Origin of the sequence: Tardiphaga sp. 37S4 (genome assembly GCF_021044645.1) — a bacterium.
GTDB classification, from domain to species: domain Bacteria; phylum Pseudomonadota; class Alphaproteobacteria; order Rhizobiales; family Xanthobacteraceae; genus Tardiphaga; species Tardiphaga robiniae.
This window is the reverse complement of sequence record NZ_CP088008.1, coordinates 706,227-724,939: the sequence shown is the minus strand read 5'-3', so window position 1 is coordinate 724,939 and position 18,713 is coordinate 706,227. Positions and strand designations below refer to the sequence as shown.

The 18,713-nt window shown below is 61.7% G+C and carries 21 protein-coding genes; 8 read left to right on the top strand and 13 right to left on the bottom strand.

The features are described from left to right. Positions 1-349: 349 nt before the first annotated feature. The 5 genes from LPB73_RS03480 to LPB73_RS03460 all read right to left on the bottom strand — a co-directional run bounded on the left by LPB73_RS03480 (position 350) and on the right by LPB73_RS03460 (position 4,934). Positions 350-1,054, bottom strand: coding sequence for an ABC transporter ATP-binding protein (locus LPB73_RS03480; protein ID WP_231079634.1), 705 nt, complete (start codon positions 1,052-1,054; stop codon positions 350-352). Then, the gene (locus LPB73_RS03475) at positions 1,047-1,829 is read right to left on the bottom strand and encodes an ABC transporter ATP-binding protein (protein WP_231079633.1); all 783 of its coding nucleotides are present in this window, start codon (positions 1,827-1,829) and stop codon (positions 1,047-1,049) included. Before LPB73_RS03475 ends, LPB73_RS03480 begins: the two co-directional genes overlap by 8 nt. Then, a complete protein-coding gene (locus LPB73_RS03470) occupies positions 1,826-2,770 on the bottom strand; it encodes a branched-chain amino acid ABC transporter permease (RefSeq protein WP_231079632.1) in 945 nt (314 codons plus the stop codon). Before LPB73_RS03470 ends, LPB73_RS03475 begins: the two co-directional genes overlap by 4 nt. 3 nt (positions 2,771-2,773) lie before the next feature. Beyond that, entirely contained in the window at positions 2,774-3,646 is an 873-nt protein-coding gene (locus LPB73_RS03465) for a branched-chain amino acid ABC transporter permease (RefSeq protein ID WP_068734804.1), read from the bottom strand. A gap of 106 nt (positions 3,647-3,752) precedes the next feature. Continuing rightward, positions 3,753-4,934, bottom strand: a complete 1,182-nt coding sequence (locus LPB73_RS03460) for an ABC transporter substrate-binding protein (protein ID WP_231079631.1) — start codon at positions 4,932-4,934, stop codon at positions 3,753-3,755. 201 nt (positions 4,935-5,135) lie between these two features. Between LPB73_RS03460 and paaG the strand changes: the two genes are divergently transcribed. From paaG to LPB73_RS03420, 8 genes are all read left to right on the top strand, one after another. Continuing rightward, the gene (gene paaG, locus LPB73_RS03455) at positions 5,136-5,927 is read left to right on the top strand and encodes a 2-(1,2-epoxy-1,2-dihydrophenyl)acetyl-CoA isomerase PaaG (RefSeq protein ID WP_231079630.1); all 792 of its coding nucleotides are present in this window, start codon (positions 5,136-5,138) and stop codon (positions 5,925-5,927) included. Next, positions 5,927-6,397: a hydroxyphenylacetyl-CoA thioesterase PaaI gene (gene paaI / locus LPB73_RS03450; protein ID WP_231079629.1), complete on the top strand. Its 471-nt coding sequence runs from the start codon at positions 5,927-5,929 to the stop codon at positions 6,395-6,397. Before paaG ends, paaI begins: the two co-directional genes overlap by 1 nt. Positions 6,398-6,419: 22 nt before the next feature. After that, entirely contained in the window at positions 6,420-7,754 is a 1,335-nt protein-coding gene (gene paaK / locus LPB73_RS03445; RefSeq protein WP_231079628.1) for a phenylacetate--CoA ligase PaaK, read from the top strand. 22 nt (positions 7,755-7,776) lie between these two features. Then, positions 7,777-8,415 carry a TetR/AcrR family transcriptional regulator gene (locus LPB73_RS03440; protein WP_231079627.1) on the top strand — a complete coding sequence of 213 codons (639 nt, stop codon included), beginning with the start codon at positions 7,777-7,779 and terminating at the stop codon, positions 8,413-8,415. A gap of 43 nt (positions 8,416-8,458) precedes the next feature. Beyond that, positions 8,459-10,486 (top strand): phenylacetic acid degradation bifunctional protein PaaZ, encoded by a 2,028-nt coding sequence (gene paaZ / locus LPB73_RS03435; protein WP_231079626.1) that lies wholly within the window; start codon positions 8,459-8,461, stop codon positions 10,484-10,486. Between the two features lie 66 nt (positions 10,487-10,552). Continuing rightward, the gene (locus LPB73_RS03430) at positions 10,553-10,864 is read left to right on the top strand and encodes an EthD family reductase (protein WP_231079625.1); all 312 of its coding nucleotides are present in this window, start codon (positions 10,553-10,555) and stop codon (positions 10,862-10,864) included. Between the two features lie 36 nt (positions 10,865-10,900). Then, positions 10,901-12,139 carry a cytochrome P450 gene (locus LPB73_RS03425; protein WP_231079624.1) on the top strand — a complete coding sequence of 413 codons (1,239 nt, stop codon included), beginning with the start codon at positions 10,901-10,903 and terminating at the stop codon, positions 12,137-12,139. 31 nt (positions 12,140-12,170) lie between these two features. After that, on the top strand, positions 12,171-12,596 hold the full coding sequence (locus LPB73_RS03420) for a PaaI family thioesterase (protein ID WP_231079623.1): 426 nt from the start codon (positions 12,171-12,173) through the stop codon (positions 12,594-12,596). Here LPB73_RS03420 and paaE read toward each other — a convergent pair whose 3' ends face one another. From paaE to LPB73_RS03380, 8 genes are all read right to left on the bottom strand, one after another. Continuing rightward, positions 12,597-13,676, bottom strand: coding sequence for a 1,2-phenylacetyl-CoA epoxidase subunit PaaE (gene paaE / locus LPB73_RS03415; RefSeq protein WP_231079622.1), 1,080 nt, complete (start codon positions 13,674-13,676; stop codon positions 12,597-12,599). A gap of 11 nt (positions 13,677-13,687) precedes the next feature. Beyond that, entirely contained in the window at positions 13,688-14,191 is a 504-nt protein-coding gene (gene paaD / locus LPB73_RS03410) for a 1,2-phenylacetyl-CoA epoxidase subunit PaaD (RefSeq protein ID WP_231079621.1), read from the bottom strand. Beyond that, positions 14,185-14,961, bottom strand: a complete 777-nt coding sequence (gene paaC / locus LPB73_RS03405; protein ID WP_231079620.1) for a 1,2-phenylacetyl-CoA epoxidase subunit PaaC — start codon at positions 14,959-14,961, stop codon at positions 14,185-14,187. Before paaC ends, paaD begins: the two co-directional genes overlap by 7 nt. 79 nt (positions 14,962-15,040) lie before the next feature. After that, the gene (gene paaB / locus LPB73_RS03400; RefSeq protein WP_231079619.1) at positions 15,041-15,328 is read right to left on the bottom strand and encodes a 1,2-phenylacetyl-CoA epoxidase subunit PaaB; all 288 of its coding nucleotides are present in this window, start codon (positions 15,326-15,328) and stop codon (positions 15,041-15,043) included. Positions 15,329-15,345: 17 nt separating this feature from the next. Beyond that, positions 15,346-16,338: a 1,2-phenylacetyl-CoA epoxidase subunit PaaA gene (gene paaA, locus LPB73_RS03395; protein ID WP_231079618.1), complete on the bottom strand. Its 993-nt coding sequence runs from the start codon at positions 16,336-16,338 to the stop codon at positions 15,346-15,348. Positions 16,339-16,413: 75 nt separating this feature from the next. Continuing rightward, entirely contained in the window at positions 16,414-17,286 is an 873-nt protein-coding gene (paaX, locus tag LPB73_RS03390) for a phenylacetic acid degradation operon negative regulatory protein PaaX (protein WP_231079617.1), read from the bottom strand. Positions 17,287-17,387: 101 nt separating this feature from the next. Further along, a complete protein-coding gene (locus tag LPB73_RS03385; protein ID WP_231079616.1) occupies positions 17,388-17,573 on the bottom strand; it encodes a DUF3325 family protein in 186 nt (61 codons plus the stop codon). Positions 17,574-18,318: 745 nt separating this feature from the next. Next, positions 18,319-18,696, bottom strand: coding sequence for a filamentous hemagglutinin family protein (locus LPB73_RS03380; protein WP_231079615.1), 378 nt, complete (start codon positions 18,694-18,696; stop codon positions 18,319-18,321). Positions 18,697-18,713 lie beyond the last annotated feature (17 nt).

The window sequence follows — 18,713 nt, the reverse complement described above, 5'->3', positions numbered from 1 at the left end:
CGGACACTGCGAACCCGATGCTTTATGTCGGCCGGAATGCGCTACGCGAAATAGGCAGAATGCGAGCTTTTCCGCTTCATAGGACGTACCACCGAAACAGCATTGTTGCGTACCCTTGTAGGCAGTCGGGCAAGCGCAACACACTGACGGCGCTTAAATTAATGAAGGGAAAGATCTCTTCAATAACATGGTGCCCAGGGGGGAATCATACGCGACCACCGACACGACGAACCCCTGTTTGTCCCACAGTATGATGGCGTGAGCGATGACGGTGACGGCCAGTGGATGAATTACTGCTCGCATTGACACCCTGGGTGTCCACTTTGCGCCACAAGCGGCCATACCTACGTTATTCCAAGCCGAGATAAGCCGCTTTTACTTTGGGATCTGACAGCAATTGCGATGCGGGTCCGGCAAGGACAATATGGCCGGTTTCAATCACATAACCGCGGTCAGCGATTTCAAGCGCTGCCATGGCATTCTGCTCAACAAGCAATACGGTCATGCCGAGGGCACGTAACGAAACAATGGCCGCTAATATCTGATCGACAAGCAGGGGTGACAGACCGAGTGAAGGTTCATCTAGCAGCAGCAGCTTCGGTTTGCCCATCAAAGCACGGCCGATGGCCAGCATCTGCTGCTGTCCGCCTGACAAACCCCCTGCTATTTGATTTCGCTTCTCGGCCAGAATTGGAAACATGCCGAAGATCCTGTCGCGATCTTCGGCGATGTCCTTGTCGCGCCGCAGATAGGCGCCGAGCCGCAGGTTATCCTCCACGGTGAGCGGGCCGAATATCTGCCGCCCCTCTGGCGACTGGAGAATGCCGCGCGCCACGCGGCGATGGGCAGGCAAGCCGTCGATGCGTTCACCAAGAAACGTCACCTGGCCGTCGCTGATCGGCTGAACTCCGGATAGCGCGTGCAGCAGCGTCGTCTTTCCTGCGCCGTTCGAACCGATCAGCGCAACGACTTCGCCGGTCTGCACGTCGAGACTGATGCCCTTAAGAACTTCGATACGTCCATAGCGGCTGCGCAGATTGGATATCTCAAGCACGGGCAGCCTCCCGTGCGCCATGTTTGCCGAGATAGGCTTCAAGCACGGCCGGGTTCGCGCGCACCTCGCCCGGACTGCCCTCGATGAGCGGCCGCCCCCGCTCCAGCGCCAGGATTCGATCAGAGATCTTCATCACCAGCTTCATGTCATGCTCGACCAGTACCACGGCGATGCCCTTCGCGGCCACCCGACAGATCAGCCGGTCGATCTCCTCGGTCTCCACTGAATTGCAGCCTGCCGCCGGCTCGTCGAGCAACAACACACGCGGCTCGGCAGCCAGCGCGCGTGCGATCTCAAGGCGCTTGCAGGCCCCATAGGATAGCGCGCCCGCCGGCGTATCGGCCTGGTCCCGCAAGCCAACCTCATCCAGGAAAGCAAGCGCGGCCTCGCGCGTCTCCTCGTTCTGGCGCGTCACCGATGGCAGCCGGAACAGATCCGCGAACAGATTACACTTTTCCTGCAGATGACGGCCGACCATGACGTTCTCCACTGCGGTCATGCGCTGGAATATCTGCAGGTTCTGAAATGTTCTGGACAGGCCCCGCGCCGCCAGCGCATCGGGTTCGAGGCGAGTGACATCCTGACCTGCCAGTTCGATACGGCCCTGACTGGCCTCGTAGATGCCGGAGATCACATTGAACAATGTGGTCTTGCCGGCACCATTCGGCCCGATGATGGAGAATATCTGACCAGCCTCTACGGAGAAGCCGACGCCGTCGATGGCTTTGAGGCCTCCGAATGAGATGCCGATGTCGCTGACTTTGAGAATGGTCATGCGCGCCGCCCCATCATGAATTTCGACAGCACGGGCACGATGCCCTCGCGCATGAAGATCATCGATACGATGATGATGAAACCCAACATCAGGTTCTCGTATTCCTGAAACACGGTGAGAATCTGCGGCAGCATGATCAGCACCGCCGCCCCGACGATACTGCCCAGCACCGAGCCGAGACCGCCGAGGACGACCATGGTCACGAGTTCGATGGAATGCAGGAAGCCGGCCTGATCCGGATTGACGAAGCCGTTCATCAGCGCGAGCGCAGAGCCCGCCAGTGAGGCGTAGACCGCTGCAATGACGAAGGCCTGCAGCTTGAAACGATTGACGTTGACGCCAGTCACCCTGGCAGCGATTTCGCTGTCATGTAGCGCGCGAAACGCGCGCCCGGTCGGCGTCTCATCGAGATTAAGCGCTATCCATGTACCGGCAAACAGCAGCCCGCCCGTGATCCAATACCAGGTATCCGAGCCGCTGGCGCGCCAGCCGAACAGCGTGAGTTTCATGACCGACATGCCATCCGGACCACCGGTCCAGCGGCTTTCTGTGGTGATAACCAGTGCCACCAGCACACCGAAGCCGAGCGTTGCGATCGCGAGATAGTGCCCCTTCAGGCGAAGGATCGGGCGCCCGACAAGGAAGGCCAGCAGCGCCGACAGCAGGCAGCCGAGCAGCAGCGCCGCCAGCGACGGCACGCCAAGATGCGTCGGGCCGATCGCGACCGCATAGGCGCCGATCCCGAAAAAACCGGCATGGCCGAGGCTGACCTGCCCGGCCTTGCCCATCAGGATGTTCAGGCCGATCGCCGCAAAGGCAGAGACCCAGACCAATGACGCGACCCGGAAATAGTAGCTCGACGGAAATGCCAGCGGCAGGGCGGCGATGACGATCGCCAGCACGAGCAGAATTCCATAGCGGTGACGGAGGGCTGCAAGCATCGCTTAGACCCTCTCGATGGTGCGGCGGCCAAACAGCCCCTGGGGCGCGGCGAACAGCACTGCGAGGATCACGATGAAGGCGAACGCATCCTTATAGGTCGAACTGATGTAACCGGCGCCGAACGCTTCGAGCAGCCCGAGCAGCAGCCCGCCGGCAACAGCACCGAGCGGATTGCCCATGCCGCCGAGCATGGCCGCAGCAAAGCCCTTCAGCGCCAGCAACGTGCCGACATCGTAGCTCGTCAGGGTAATCGGCGTGATCAGGATGCCGGCAACACCACCGATGGCGGCCGAGCCGCCGAAAGCCAGCGCCATGATGGTCGTGGTGTTGATGCCGACAAGCCGTGCGGCGAACCGGTTGGCCGATGTGGCGAGTACGGCCTTGCCGAGCAGGGTTCGTTCTAGAAAGACGTAGAGCAGCAGAACCATCACAGCCGTGCCGCCAATCACCCAGAAGCTCTGCGGCTGAACCGCGGCGCCCAGCATCTGCACCGGCGTATCACCGGAGAATGCTGGCAGCTTGTGAAACTGCTTGTCGAAAACGATCTGCGCCGCACCGCGCAGCAGGATCGACGCACCGATGGTGATGATGATCAGCGACACGGCCGACGCACCGCGGGCCGGCGCGATTGCGAGCCAGTACAGCGACAGGCCAAGGACGACCGACACGATGACCGCGACCAGCGCCGCAAGCGGCAGCGGCACACCGGCCGCATGAACGAACACCGTGACCATTCCGCCCAGCATGACGAATTCACCCTGGGCGAAATTCACCACGTCGGAGGCGTTGTAGACCAGGGTAAAGCCAAGTGCGACCAGGGCGTAGACGGCGCCGATCGTCAGGCCCGAGACCAGGAATTGAAAAAACTCGGGCATGCGTGCCAACAGCCTTTCATTGCCACTACAATCTGTTCTGCGTGGAGCGAGAGCGGTCGATCCCCGCGCACGACCATGCGTGTCGCGGAGATCGCCGGTTGTGACGTCAGGTACCGGGTGGCAACAGGGTCCAGTCGCCGCCCTTCACTTCCAGCATGCGGAATGCGGATAGATCGAGGCCGAGATGGTCAGTCGGAGACATGGTCACGATGCCACCGGTGCCGACAAAGCCTTTGGTCTTCTCGATTTCGTCGCGCACTTTCTTGGCGTCGGTGGAATTGGCGCGCTTCATCGCCTCGACCATGATGTACAGGCCGTCATATGCATGACCGCCAAAGGTCGAGACCGGTTGCTTGGCCGTCGCCTCGAAGGTCTGCTTGTAGTCGACCACGACCTTCTTCTGCGGGTCGCCGTCCGGCAGCTTGTCGCCGACCAGAAGCGCCGCGGCCGGAAGCCGTACGCCTTCCGCAGCTGGACCGGCGAGTTCGATGAAGCTCTTCGATGCCACGCCATGGCTCTGATACAGCGGGGTCGCCGACATGCCCAGCTGCGCATAGTTGCGCGTCACGATCGCGGGCCCTTGTCCGAAACCGGGATTGACCACGGCCTGCACCCCGGCAACGCCCTTGATCTTGGTGAGCTGCGCCGTCATGTCGCTGTCGCGCGGGCCATAGGTTTCCTCGGCGACGATCTGCACGCCATAGGTCGGGGCGACCTTGACACATTGGGCCCGCATCGAAGCGCCGAAGCCGTCGGTGCCGGAAATCATCGCGACCTTAGTAAAATTACGCTGCTTGAGATTTTCGAAGATCTTCTCGCACGCCATTTTGTCTGTGTGCGGCGTCTTGAAGATGAACTTGCGCACGGGATCGACCACTTCGATCGCACCCGCCAGCGAGATGAACGGGACCTGTGCCTCTTCAAACACGGGCACCATCGCCATGGTGGTGCCAGTGGTGGAGCCTCCGACCATCGCGACCACCTTGTCGTCCTCGATCAGACGGGTGGCGAATGTGCGCGCCTTGTTGGCGTCGCCGCCGTCATCATAGATGACGAGTTCGATCTTCTTGCCGGCTACGCCGCCAGCAGCATTGATCTTGTCGACATACATGCGCAGCGTTTTGTCTTCGGGCTCGCCGAGAAACGACGCAGGGCCTGTGACCGACAACACCGACCCGATCTTGACAGTCTGCTGTGCGAGCGCCGGACTGTAGACGGACAGTCCCGACAGCGGCAGCGCGATGACTGCGGCAATAGCAAGGCTCTTGAAATGCGAGTGGCACGTCATCTCGTTTCCTCCCTTGTGATAGCCGCCCATTTTTGAGCGTGCCCGGCGCTTTGCGTGCATCCTAGCGGCCAAACCGCGCGCGATGGCACCAAATCCCGGATCGACTTTTATAATTGACCGGACGGTTGGTCAATAGTAACGTCTGCTTCACAACGGCGCAGAGCCGAAAAATAACGACGAAGCAACAATAGGGAGGAAGCGGTGGATACGAGCCTCGTCACGACCGATATCCGCGAAGGCTATCGCGTTCTCACGCTCAACAGGCCGGACCGGTTTAACTCGTTCAGCGCTGCAATGCATGCCGAACTGATGGCGGCGCTGGTGACTGCGGAAACCGACACGTCTTGCCGGGCCCTGCTTTTGACCGGCGCGGGCCGCGGTTTCTGCGCCGGACAGGACCTTTCCGACGGCGTTTTCACGCCGGGTGAAACACCGGATCTCTCCGTTACTATTGCGACCTACTACAATCCGCTGGTTCGCAAATTGCGCAGCCTGCCGATGCCGGTGATCTGTGCCGTCAACGGCGTCGCGGCCGGCGCGGGCGCCAATGTGGCCTTCGCCTGCGACATCGTGATCGCCGCGCGCTCCGCGAAATTCATCCAGGCCTTCGCCAAGCTCGGCCTCGTCCCGGATGCTGGCGGCACGTGGATCCTGCCGAGACTGGTGGGCACCGCGCGGGCCCGGGCGCTCGCACTACTCGCCGAACCCGTTCCCGCGGACCAGGCGGAAGCCTGGGGCATGATCTGGAAATCGGTGGATGACGCCGACCTGATGACCGAGGCGCATCGTCTCGCCGCGCATTTTGCGACCCAGCCCACGACTGGACTTGCGCTGATGAAACAGGCGCTCGACGCCTCTGAGACCAACAGTCTCGACCAGCAACTTGACCTCGAATGCGATCTGCAGGGACAGGCCGGTCGCACGCCGGACTATCTCGAAGGCGTCACCGCCTTCATGGAAAAGCGCGCACCGCGCTTTGTCGGGAGGCAGTGATGGAGTCGCGTGAGGCTCGATCCGGCGCAGCCGCACAGACCATGGCTCAGGCCTGTGCCGCCGCGATGTGGCACGATGATCGCGCCAGCAAGGCACTGGGCATGTCGATCCAGCGAGTCGCGCCCGGCGAAGCTGTGCTCGCCATGACGGTGCGGCCGGACATGACCAATGGTCACGACATCTGCCATGGCGGCTTCATCTTCACCCTCGCCGACTCGGCCTTCGCCTTCGCTTGCAACAGCTACAATCAGCGCGCTGTCGCGCAACAATGCGCCGTGACATTCATCCGCGCTGTTGCTGCCGGCGAGACGCTCACCGCCCATGCCATCGAACGCTCGAAGGCCGGGCGTGGTGGCATCTACGATGTCACGGTGCGTGACAGCAAGAACGTCGTCGTTGCCGAATTCCGCGGCCACTCGCGCACCATTTCGGGCGAGTTGCTGCCGCCGAATTCCACCCTAGCTCAATAAAAAGCAGATTCGGGAGGTTTCCATGTTTCAAATGCCGTTGCGCAAGCTGGACCAGCTCAGACCCGAGCCGACCGAACTGGACCGCTATGAAGTCGCCGCCACCGCAGACCTGCGGACCTGGCAGCTGAAGCAACTCTCATGGTCACTGCGCCATGCCTATGACAACGTGCCGCATTACCGCAGCAAGTTCGACGCCGCCGGCATTCATCCAAACGATCTCACGAGTCTCGACGATCTGGCGAAATTTCCGTTCACCACCAAGGCCGACCTGCGCGACAACTATCCGTTCGGCATGTTTGCCGTACCCGAGCAGCAGGTCGCGCGCATCCATGCCTCGTCGGGCACCACCGGCAAGCCCACCGTCGTCGGATACACCAAGCGCGACATCGACACCTGGAGCGATGTGGTTGCTCGCTCGATCCGCGCCGCGGGCGGACGCGCCGGCATGAAACTGCACAACGCCTATGGCTACGGCCTGTTCACCGGCGGTCTCGGCGCGCATTACGGCGCGGAACGTCTCGGCTGCACGGTGATCCCGATCTCCGGCGGCATGACCGAACGGCAGGTGCAGCTCATCACCGATTTCAAGCCGGACATCATCATGGTCACGCCATCCTACATGCTGGCGATCCTGGATGAATTCCGGAAGCAGGGCCTGGATCCGCGCAAGTCGTCGCTGCGAATCGGCATCTTTGGTGCCGAGCCGTGGACCAATGCGATGCGCGAGGAGATCGAGGAAGCCTTCGATCTTCATGCCGTCGACATCTACGGCCTGTCGGAGGTGATGGGCCCGGGCGTCGCCAGCGAATGCGTGGAGACCAAGGACGGGTTGCATATCTGGGAGGATCATTTCTATCCGGAGGTGATCGATCCGCATACCGGGAAGGTGCTGCCAGACGGCGAGGAAGGCGAGCTGGTGTTCACATCGCTGACCAAGGAGGCAATGCCGATCATCCGTTACCGGACGCGCGACCTCACCCGCCTGCTGCCCGGCACGGCGCGCGCCATGCGACGCATGGAGAAGGTCACCGGCCGAACCGACGACATGATCATCCTCCGCGGCGTCAATGTGTTTCCCACCCAGATCGAGGAAAAGCTGCAGACCATCCCTGGATTGTCGATGCATTACCAGATCGTGTTGACGCGTAGCGGTCGCATGGACGAGATGGAGATTCACGTCGAGGCCCGTCCCGAATTCTCTGCGTCAGACCTCCGTCAGGCCGCCGCCAACCGGTTGGAGCAGGCGATCAAGGACACCATCGGCATCACATCGCGCGTCATCATCCGCGACCCCGACGGCATCGAGCGTTCGGCCGGCAAGGCCAGACGTATCCTTGACCGCCGGCCGCAGAGCTAGATCCCAAGGAATCCGATTCAGCATGGCCCGTCCCCGCGCCAATAATTACGACGACAAGCGCCGCGCGATCCTCGATCGCTCGGCGGAGCTGTTCTCCGAATACGGCTATGACCGTGCATCTATGAACAAGATTTCCGCCGCATGCGGGGTGTCGAAGGCAAATCTCTATCATTACTACAAGGACAAGGATGAGCTTCTGTTCGACGTCATCCGCGTCCATCTCGAAGACCTGCTGCAAGTCGTCGAGGCTGCCGACCAGCCCGATCTGGCGCCCGCCGCGCGGTTGCGCGAGCTGGTGGCGGCGCTGCTCGAGGCCTATCGCGACGCCGATGCACAGCACAGCGTCCAGATCAGCAGCATGCGGTTCCTATCCGACGAGCGCCAGTCCACGTTGAAAAACATGGAGCGCGAACTCGTGCGCATCTTCTCCAGCGCCGTCTCCGCGATCGCGCCGCAGCTGGCGGGTACGACGATGCTCAAGCCGGTGACCATGTCGCTGTTCGGAATGGTCAACTGGCACTACCTCTGGTTCAGGAGCCAGGGTCCGTTCACCCGCGCGGATTATGCCGACCTGGTCACGCGGCTGATCGTCGACGGCACCCGCGACCTGCTGGCACAGCCCGCACCAGTCCCCAAACGTGCCGCCGCGCGGCGGAAGTAACTCTACCTACCAATTCGGGCCACTCACAAAGAAGGGCGATCTCATGAAACTCGAAAGCTTCGTTTGCGGACAATGGGCGGCCCCCGGGCGCGACCTGATCGAGATCGCCAGCGCGGTGTCCGGCGACGTGGTCGCGCAAGCGACCAGTGGCGGGATCGATATGCGCAAGACGCTGGACTATGCCCGCGGCACTGGCGGCGCCCATCTGCGACGACTGACCTTCCACCAGCGCGCGGACATGCTGAAGAAACTCGGTCAGTATCTGACCGAGCGTAAGGAGCAGCTTTACAAGCTGTCGTTCCAGACCGGCGCGACCCGCATCGATAACACGATCGACGTCGACGGCGGCATCGGCACCCTGTTCGTCTATGCCGGCAAGGGTCGGCGTGAACTGCCCAATGCGAAATTTCTGCTCGATGGCGGCGTAGAATCGTTGTCGAAAACCGGGAGCTTCGGCGGCCAACATATCGTGACACCGCTGCATGGCGTCGCGGTGCATATCAATGCGTTCAATTTCCCCTGCTGGGGAATGCTGGAAAAACTCGCGCCCGCATTGCTGGCCGGCGTTCCGGTCGTGACCAAGCCCGCAACCATCACGTCCTATGTGGCGCATGCGCTGGCGCGCATGATTGCCGAGTCCGGTATTCTGCCCGACGGCGCCTTCCAGTTTGTCGTCGGCTCGACCGGCGACCTGTTCGATCACCTCACCTGTCAGGATGTGGTGTCCTTCACCGGCTCGGCCGAGACCTCGCAGAAGCTGCAGCGACATCCGGTCATTGCCCGGGAGGCGGTTCGTTTCGTGGCCGAACGGGATTCGCTCAACGCCGCTATCCTCGCACCCGATGCCGGGCCTGGCACGCCGGAATTCGACCTCTTCGTCAAGGAAGTGGCGAAGGAGATAACGGTGAAGGCGGGACAGAAATGCACCGCGATCCGCCGCGCCATGGCACCATCCGCCCAGGTCGATGCCGTCATCGCAGCCCTGCGCGAACGGCTCGCCAAAATCACCATCGGCAATCCAGAACTGGAAAGCGTGCGGATGGGCCCGCTGGTCGGACTGGACCAGCGGCGCGACGTGCTCGCCCATGTGGCGAAGTTGCGCAGCGAGGCCGAACTGGTGAGCGGCGATCCCGACCATTTTTCCGTCGAGGGTGCGGACGCCGCACGCGGCGCTTTCGTGCCGCCATTGCTGTTGCATTGCGCGAATCCCGCGGCCGCCGTCAACGTGCATGAGATCGAAGCGTTCGGCCCGGTCTGCACTGTCATGGGCTACGACGCGCTAGACGATGCGATCACGCTCGCCAATCGTGGCGGCGGTAGTCTGGTCGCGTCGGTCTATACGCATGATACGGAAATCGCATCCGAGCTCGTATTCGGGATCAGCAGTTTCCACGGACGTCTCGTGATGATCGATCGCGATTGCGCCAAGGAACAGACCGGCCATGGCTCACCGATGCCACAGATGGTCCATGGCGGTCCCGGTCGCGCCGGCGGCGGCGAAGAACTCGGCGGCATCCGCAGCCTGCAGCACTACATGCAGCGCACCGCTTTGCAGGGATCGCCTGCCATGCTCACGGGGATCACCGAAAGCTGGTCCAAGGGCGCAGCGATCGTCGAAAAGGAACGACATCCGTTCCGCTATCACTTCGAAGATCTCGATGTCGGGCAGACCTTCATGTCGAAGGAACGCACGATCACGCTCGAGGACATCGAGCACTTCGCCCACTTCACCGGCGATACATTCTACGCCCATATGGACGAGGAAGCGACCAAGGGACATCCGTTCTTTCCCGGCCGCGTCGCTCATGGCTATCTTCTGCTGTCCTTCGCCGCGGGGCTGTTCGTGGATCCAGATCCCGGCCCGGTGCTCGCCAATTACGGCCTCGACTCGCTGCGCTTCATCAAGCCGGTGCAACCCGGTGAGGCCATTAAGGTACGGTTGACCGCGAAGGATAAGTCGCCGCGCAACAAGCAATATGGCGAGGTTCGCTGGGACGTCGAAATCACCACCGCGACCAACGAAACGGCGGCGACCTATGAACTGCTCACGATGAACGCCGTGCGCCCCTGATTCTTGTATTGGGCAGCGCCCATTGGCTGCCCGCCACCACACCCGAAATTTATTCAGGAGACCACCATGATCCTCGTCACAGTGATGTATCCCGCCGGAGCCGAGACGAAATTCGAGCTCGATTATTATCTGAGCAAGCATATGCCGCTGGTGAGGGAACGCTGGACACCGCATGGGTTGACCAATACCCAGGTCGTGAAGGGCGTCAGCAAACCCGACGGCAGCGCACCGGACTTCCAGATGATGGCGCTGCTGACCTTCGGATCGCTCGACAATTTCAAGGCTGCCGGCAAGGCGCATGGCCGCGAGATCTTCGCCGACATCCCAAATTTCACCGATACTCAGGCTACGGTTCAGATCAGCGAGATTCTGGCCTGAGGCCTTCAGCGTCGATGATCGGTGGAGATGCAGCTCATGGCCAGCGCGGCGGCGATCGGTGATGCGGAGCTCGTGCGCGGCTTTTCGTTGAAGGCATTGCCCGACGCCTTTTACGATGACCCCTATCCGACCTACCGCGCCCTTCAGGCGCGCGATCCGCTTCACCGGATGGCAGATGGGTCGCTGTTCCTGACACGGCACAGCGATCTGGAGGCCATCTACAAGGACACGACCCGCTTCAGTTCCGACAAGAAGGTGGAGTTTGCGCCCAAATACGGCGTAGGTTCATTGCTGTTCGAACATCACACCACCAGTCTGGTGTTCAACGATCCGCCGCTGCATACGCGTGTGCGCCATCTGATTGCGGGCGCGCTCAGCCCCCGCGCGATCGCCGAGACCGAACCACGGCTGATCACTCTCGTCGATCGGCTGCTCGACGATATGACAGCCCGCGATCATGTCGATCTGATCGACGACTTCGCTTCAGCGATCCCGATCGAAGTCATCGGCAACCTGCTCGGTGTTCCGCATGCGGAACGCGGCCCGCTGCGCGGCTGGTCGCTCGCCATTCTCGGCGCGCTCGAACCTTCGCTATCGCTGGAGGTACAGGCCCGCGGCGAGACTGCGGTCGCCGAATTCCTCAACTATCTGCGCCGGCTTGTCGCGGACCGGCGAGTACGGCCGGGCGATGTCGAACACGACGTCCTGACACGTCTCATCGCCGGCGAAACCGCTGGCGGCGAACGGCTCAGTGAAAGTGAATTGCTGCAGAACTGCATTTTCATCCTGAATGCCGGCCATGAGACCACCACCAATCTGATCGGCAACGGCCTCGAACTGCTGTTGCGTTTTCCGGAACAGAAGCAGCGCCTGGTCGACGAGCCGGCGCTGATCCGCACGGCGATCGAGGAATTCCTGCGGTTCGAAAGCTCCAATCAGCTCGGCAATCGCGGCGTCGCGGTCGAGACCGAGATCGGAGGCATCGCACTTCCAAAGGGCACGCTGATCACGCTGTGCATCGGCGCCGCGAACCGCGACCCCGCGCAATTTGCTGCGCCCGATCAACTCGACATCAGCCGCTCGCCGAACCGTCATCTGGCTTTCGCTTCGGGCGCCCATGTCTGCGCGGGCCTCCATCTCGCCCGCATGGAAGGTCGCATCGCCATCGGACGATTCATGGCCCGCTTCCCGAATTTCGCAGCCGCCGGACCCGCAAAGCGCGCCCGGCGCGCGCGATTCCGCGGCTTCACGTCATTGCCCGTAACGCTTGGATGATTTCTTCACACCGAATACAGGATGCTCCGTGATGACGACCTTCGACGCCTCCGCGGCCACTCATCTGCTGCAGACCGTTTTTGCCCCATGGGTGCAGGACCTCGACCTCTCCATCGAAAGTATCGGCGGTGACGGCGCCGTCTTGCGCATGAAGTTTTCGGACAGGCTCTGCCGCGATAACGGCGTCGTTTGCGGACAGGCGCTGATGTCTCTGGCCGACACGGCCATGGTGTTCGCAATATCGGCGGCAGCGGGCGGCTATCTGCCGATGACCACCGTCGATCAGACCATCCACTTCCTCAAGCCGGCGATGCGTTCCGATCTGCTGGCGCAGGCGCGCGTGGTCCGGCTGGGCCGCACCATGGCATTCGGCAGCGTGTCGATCGAAACCGCCAGCGACGCCAAACCGGTCGCGCTGGCCCAGACCGCCTATGCGATCATGCGCGACAGCAAGTAATCAGACCTGGTCATAGTCCACGGTGATGCGCGCAGACACCGGATGCGCCTGACAGGTGAGCACGAAGCCCGCCTCCAGCTCCCACGGCTCCAGCGAGTAATTGACATCCATCTGCGTGTCGCCCTCGACGACTTTCGCGCGACAAGTGCTGCACATGCCGCCCCTGCAGGCATAGGGCAGATCCATGCCCGCGCGAAGCGCCGCATCGAGAATGGATTCCCCCTCGACGATCGGCACGTCCTTGCGCTTGCCGTCCACGATGAGTGCCGCGACCGCCTTGGGCGACGCCTCGGGGGCCACGACCGGCTTCGGTCGTGGCTTGCCACCCAGGCCTGAGACGAAACGCTCGACATGAACATGCTCGGCTGCGATGCCGAGTTCGGCACAGGTCGCCGCGATCTCCTCGCTCATGGCCACCGGTCCGCAGATGAACACATGATCGATCGCCTTCGCCGGCACCATCGCGCGCAGCAGGATGGAGACCTTGTCGTGGTCCAGCCGGCCATACAGGATCGGCAGGTCCTGTTCTTCCTGAGATAGGACGTGGAACACGGACAGACGGCCCATGAACCGGTCTTTCAATTCCTCCAGTGCTTGAAGAAACAGAATGCCGGAGGCTGTCCGGTTCCCGTAGAACAAAAAGAAACGGCTCTGTGGCTCACGCGCGAGAATGCCGCGAATGATCGACATGATCGGCGTGATACCGGATCCGGCGGCGAAGCCCACATGGATGCGCGCCTGCTCCGGCGCATGCGCGATGCCGAAACGACCGGTCGGTGTCATGACGTCGAGTTCGTCCCCCGATTTGAGCTGCTCGAGCGCCCAGTTCGAAAAGGCGCCGCCATCGACCTTTTTCACGGCGATGCGCAGTTCGCGATCATCAGGGCTGGAGCAGATCGAATAGGACCGGCGCACTTCCTCACCATCCATCATAGTCCGCAGCGTCAGATATTGGCCCGGCGCAAACGCGTAATCCTGTTCGAGATCTTCGGGAATGGCGAACGTCATCGACACCGCATCGGAGGTTTCCCGGCGCAGGTCATCGACCGCGAGACGATGGAATTTGGGGGCGTGGGACATCGGCGCTCGTCCTAGTGACACTTGAAATAATCGAACGGCTCACGACACGCCGTGCAGCGCCATAGCGCCTTGCAGGACGTCGAGCCAAATTCGGACAGGACTTCGGTTTCGGTAGACCCGCATTGCGGACAGGCAACCTGCTGTTTGCCGAACAACGCGCGGCGGCCACTGCCGGACTGCGGCGGCGCGACGCCGTAATCTTTCAGCTTGCGACGGCCATCATCGCTCATCCAGTCCGTCGTCCAGGCCGGCGAGAGCACCGTCCTGATCCTCGAATTCCGGATTCCCTCACGCGCCAATGCCAGTTCGATTTCCAGCGCGATTATGTTCATCGCCGGGCACCCCGAATAGGTCGGCGTAATCGCAACCTCGACCTGCCCATCCACGATGGAGACCTCGCGCAGCACTCCGAGATCCGCGATGGTCAGGACCGGAATTTCTGGATCGACCACTTCGGACGCCGCCGCCCATGCGCGCGCGCGCAACGCACTGTCATTGGTATCGGCGGCTACCACGTTGCGCCCGGGAACGAGCGCTGCAGCGACTGCAACTCGCTGAGAAGATGACCGAGATGCTCGCTATGGTTTCCCGATCGCCCGCCCTTCTGCATCCAGCTCTTGCTGGGGCTGGTCAGTGTCGCCGTCTGTAAGACTTCGGTCACGGTATTGGTCCAGCCTGCGCGCAGGCTCTCAGGATCGACCACAAGCCGATCGGCGATCAATTTGGCGTCGCTTTCATCGGTGTGAAACAACTCGCCGGTGAAGGACCAGAGATCGTCAACTGCGTCTTGCGCACGACTGTGGCTCTCGGGCGTGCCGTCACCGAGACGGATCACCCATTCGGACGAATGCCTGACATGATAGGCGCTCTCCTTCTCGGATTTCGCAGCGATCGCAGCCAGCGTGGCATCCCTGGAATCCATCATAGCGCGCCAATAGGCATCGGCGAAGGCCGAGTAAAAGAACTGCCGGACGATGGTGCGCGCGAAATCGCCATTCGGCTGCTCGACCAGCAGGAGATTGCGATACTGACGGACATCGCGCAGATAGGCGTAACGGTCCTCGTCATTGCCGTTGTCTTCGACCTTGGCCGTGTAGCTATACAGCTCACGCGCCAGGCCGATCAGGTCAAGGCCCATATTGGCGAGCGCCATATCCTCTTCCATCATCGGCGCATGGCCGCACCATTCCGAAAGCCGGTGTCCCAAGATCAGCGCGTCGTCGGCACGACGCAACGCATAGAGCACCAGGGGGCTCTCAGTTACCGAGATCGAAGCTGCAGCCATGGCCTGTGATCCTGCTGGCAAGAATTCTGTTGCTGTAAGAGCATGACGCGTGCACGAAAGAAGCAGCGCGTGCGCTGGCTCACATGTGGCCAACTTCGTCCGGCACATCGTAGAATGTCGGATGCCGATAGATCTTGGACAGTGCCGGCTCGAACATCATGTCCTTTTCGGCGGGATCCGAGGCGACGATACTGTCCGACGGGACGATCCAGATCGACAGCCCCTCGCCGCGGCGCGTGTAGATATCGCGCGCCGCCTGCATCGCCAGCGCAGCATCCGCAGCGTGCAGCGATCCGACATGCTTGTGTGCCAGCCCGTTGCGGCTGCGAATGAAGACTTCCCAAAGCTGGATATTCGGCGTGCTCATGATCAGCTCCTGTCCGTTCAAGCCGCAACAGCCGCGCGGCGTGCCCGCTGCTTCTCCGCATAGGCCGCGGCGGCCTCGCGGACCCATGCGCCATCGTCATGTGCCTTGCGGCGCGCGGCGAGACGATCGCGATTGCAGGGGCCATTGCCGGCCAGCACATCCTGGAATTCCTTCCAGTCGATGACGCCGTAATCCCAGTGGCCGGTCGTTGCGTTCCACTTCAGATCCGCATCCGGGATCTTGAGGCCGAGATAATCGGCCTGGGGAACGGTGGCGTCGACGAATTTCTGACGCAATTCGTCGTTGGAAAAGCGTTTGATCTTCCAGCGGGTTGACTGATCGCTGTGCTGGCTCTCGCCATCCGGCGGGCCGAACATCATCAGGCACTGCCACCACCAGCGATCCAGCGCACTCTGCGCCATCGCCTTCTGTTCAGATGTGCCGTGCGACAGCGTGACCATGATCTCGTAACCCTGGCGCTGATGGAACGACTCTTCCTTGCAGACGCGGATCATCGCACGCGCATAGGGACCGTAGGAACATCGGCACAGCGGAATCTGGTTCATGATGGCAGCACCATCCACCAGCCATCCGATCGCGCCGATATCGGCCCAGGTCAGCGTCGGATAATTGAAAATGGACGAATACTTCGCCTTGCCGCTGAGCATCTGATCGACAAGTTCTTCGCGCGAGGTGCCGAGCGTTTCCGCGGCCGCGTAGAGATAGAGACCGTGCCCACACTCGTCCTGCACCTTGGCCAGCAGTGCCGCCTTGCGACGCAGGGTCGGCGCACGCGTGATCCAGTTGCCTTCCGGCAGCATGCCTACAATTTCGGAATGCGCATGCTGGGAAATCTGCCGCGTCAACGTCTTGCGATAGGCGGCCGGCATCCAGTCATTGGGCTCGATGCGCTCCTCATTGGCGACGCGGGCCTCGAAACGAGTGGATTTGTCAGCGTCTTCCAGATTCCGATCGTCAGCCTGCGGCGCATTCAGGGCCTGCGTATACATGCCTCGTCCTCCCGTATGTTTCCGACAACATATAACGGAAAAATCGAATAGCAACATATTTTTGTAACATAACGGCTATTGGCCCGAGAACCTGCTGGCGAGTTCCATGCCCGGCGCTAGCAACGGTCCGCCAGCGCTTGCCCCGTGTTGGTCGAGCCACTGCTCGGAGGCCGGGAGCAAGGCCCGGTAGATCCGGCCGCACCGCGCGCGCGCCTCCGCGGCGGGCCAATCCGCCGGTAGCAGCGCCAGTGGCAGCAATGGGTCGCGCAGCAGGACACGGCGGTACTGATGAATCAGCAGGACGCGCGCCAGCATCGCATCTGCTGGCGGCAGTGCGTCCGCGCCGGCGATCCACGCCTCGAGTGGCGCGAAGGTCTTCAGAAAATCCCGATAAGAGTCGGCGATCCGCGGCAGCAGCCAGGACTCCCCAATCAGGCGTCGCCCCATTTCGTTATCGGCCGATACTTCCAGCCGGATCGCACCGGCCGCTGCCGATGGCACGGCGGTACCGGATGGCGCGACCCAGACGCCCGGCATCGGATTGCCGAACCCCGCCTCGGTCAATGCGGCGCGCGATACCTCGCGATCCCCGCCATTGGAGATCAGGAGCAATTCAAGAAGCCCCTGCCACTCGGAGGGCTCCGGGTTGTAGACATGCGCTACGGCTGACGCGAAGCGCTCCTGCCCATCTGGAGCCAGCGTGTAGAAACTCTTGCGGCCGACCTTCTCGCGATCGAGCCAGCCGTCGGCGGCGAGACGGGACATCGCGGTGCGCACCACGCCCCCGTCGATCTCGAGCATTTCCAGAAATGCCAGCAATGTGCCGAGCCACACCGATCCGCCACGCGGCAAAATCGCGTCGCCGTAGAAGGTGATGATCAGTGAGCCGGTGCGCGAGGGTTCACGCTTGAATCGGCTGATAATGCGAAAGAGTGGATGCTGCGACATGGGTCATCCGTAAAACATTCCGGCGCAATCACCAACTGCTCACCCCTGCATTTCGATCGATAGAACGAGATCCGCCGTGCGCCGGCGGCCCGGCGCAAAGATCAGGATCCGGCGAAGTGCTGAGTGCTCAGCGCAAAACACAGTGCGCCCGCGCCGACCATTCGAAGGGCTCGCGTCGTGGTCAGCGGTGGCGACCTGTCGATGATATCGCGTTGGTGGCGATGCATGGCAAACGCCAACGCAGCAAAACCTGCCAAGCACAGCACAAAACCGATAAGGTGATTCATGCTGCTCTCTCTCGGGGCACGACCGCGATCGAACCTCGTGGGCTGAGCGCGACGGCCCCGCCAGGTCCGTATCGCCAGGACAGCATGGAGCAGTGCAAGCGTTCAGCACATGAGACCCACACCGACGAGACCCAATCGCCCTGAATCAGGCTGTGCCATAGCGGTCGTTGCGTGGAGAATGCATCGAGGACTGGCAGCAGAAAGAGCAGCTCGGACGCCGCCCACAGCTGCTCGACCCAGGCCGATCTGGCTGGACGTACCGACGCGTGCAGGAGCGTGAAGGCCCAGACGCTAAAGAATAGATTGATCCCCAAGTCAGCCCGGCCTTCCACCGGATACGGCAGAAGGCGATTGCCCCACAGAAACGCGCGGTCATGGCAATCGACAGGCCGACAATGCTCGAAATACTCAGTCGCTCGACGAGTCGGAATAGCCGGCAATTGCAATATCCATGAGCGGCTTATGCCATTAGGCGAAAGTTAGCAGTCGTTGCTTCGCATCATGTTGCGGGCAGGATAAAACGGATAAAGTCCTGGTGCCCAAGGAGGGAATCACACGCAACCACCGACACGACGAACCGCTGCTTGTCCTCAATATGATGGCGTGAGGCTCGGCATTGGTGGATCAGCGTGTTCATATCCCTTGCACTTCAACAGGAAACAATGCCTTCTACGGCTCATCGAATTTCGCCGTTCCACCGCTGTCAGTTTCCGCCTTTGCGATGGGGACAACTCTCCGGAGCCAATCACGTGCACGGGGCTGAATGGATCCTGCATGCGATCGTTGTCGCTGCGGCGATCGCGGCGGCGGGATACTCATCGTCCGGAGCGCTGTCGCCATTGCCCCCGCCATAGCCGAGCACTTCGACGATGATGACCGAGGGACGGTCATTGTTCGTCTGGGCCGGCGCCGCCGCCTGCTGCGTCGCCGCAGTCGCGTTCGACGTCGAGAGTGCCGCACTGATGTTTGGTGCCTGCACGGTCGGGATACCCGACGACGTGCCCTGCACCTGGATGTTCGCAGCATTGAGAATTTGCAGCGCTGCCAGATTGACATTGCCAGAGACGCGGATGACCGCTTCGCCTGCATCGATGGTGCCGCGCGGTGCGATCGGAGCGGACAACCCCAATCTGTCGAACG

Bases quoted from the DNA above. Each gene is read 5' to 3' on its own strand.
- LPB73_RS03475 (WP_231079633.1), bottom strand. From the start codon at position 1,829: ATGACCATTCTCAAAGTCAGCGACATCGGCATCTCATTCGGAGGCCTC.
- LPB73_RS03470 (WP_231079632.1), bottom strand. From the start codon at position 2,770: ATGCTTGCAGCCCTCCGTCACCGCTATGGAATTCTGCTCGTGCTGGCG.
- LPB73_RS03465 (WP_068734804.1), bottom strand. From the start codon at position 3,646: ATGCCCGAGTTTTTTCAATTCCTGGTCTCGGGCCTGACGATCGGCGCC.
- LPB73_RS03460 (WP_231079631.1), bottom strand. From the start codon at position 4,934: ATGACGTGCCACTCGCATTTCAAGAGCCTTGCTATTGCCGCAGTCATC.
- paaI (WP_231079629.1), top strand. From the start codon at position 5,927: ATGGAGTCGCGTGAGGCTCGATCCGGCGCAGCCGCACAGACCATGGCT.
- paaK (WP_231079628.1), top strand. From the start codon at position 6,420: ATGTTTCAAATGCCGTTGCGCAAGCTGGACCAGCTCAGACCCGAGCCG.
- LPB73_RS03440 (WP_231079627.1), top strand. From the start codon at position 7,777: ATGGCCCGTCCCCGCGCCAATAATTACGACGACAAGCGCCGCGCGATC.
- paaZ (WP_231079626.1), top strand. From the start codon at position 8,459: ATGAAACTCGAAAGCTTCGTTTGCGGACAATGGGCGGCCCCCGGGCGC.
- LPB73_RS03430 (WP_231079625.1), top strand. From the start codon at position 10,553: ATGATCCTCGTCACAGTGATGTATCCCGCCGGAGCCGAGACGAAATTC.
- LPB73_RS03425 (WP_231079624.1), top strand. From the start codon at position 10,901: ATGGCCAGCGCGGCGGCGATCGGTGATGCGGAGCTCGTGCGCGGCTTT.
- LPB73_RS03420 (WP_231079623.1), top strand. From the start codon at position 12,171: ATGACGACCTTCGACGCCTCCGCGGCCACTCATCTGCTGCAGACCGTT.
- paaE (WP_231079622.1), bottom strand. From the start codon at position 13,676: ATGTCCCACGCCCCCAAATTCCATCGTCTCGCGGTCGATGACCTGCGC.
- paaC (WP_231079620.1), bottom strand. From the start codon at position 14,961: ATGGCTGCAGCTTCGATCTCGGTAACTGAGAGCCCCCTGGTGCTCTAT.
- paaB (WP_231079619.1), bottom strand. From the start codon at position 15,328: ATGAGCACGCCGAATATCCAGCTTTGGGAAGTCTTCATTCGCAGCCGC.
- paaA (WP_231079618.1), bottom strand. From the start codon at position 16,338: ATGTATACGCAGGCCCTGAATGCGCCGCAGGCTGACGATCGGAATCTG.
- paaX (WP_231079617.1), bottom strand. From the start codon at position 17,286: ATGTCGCAGCATCCACTCTTTCGCATTATCAGCCGATTCAAGCGTGAA.
- LPB73_RS03385 (WP_231079616.1), bottom strand. From the start codon at position 17,573: ATGAATCACCTTATCGGTTTTGTGCTGTGCTTGGCAGGTTTTGCTGCG.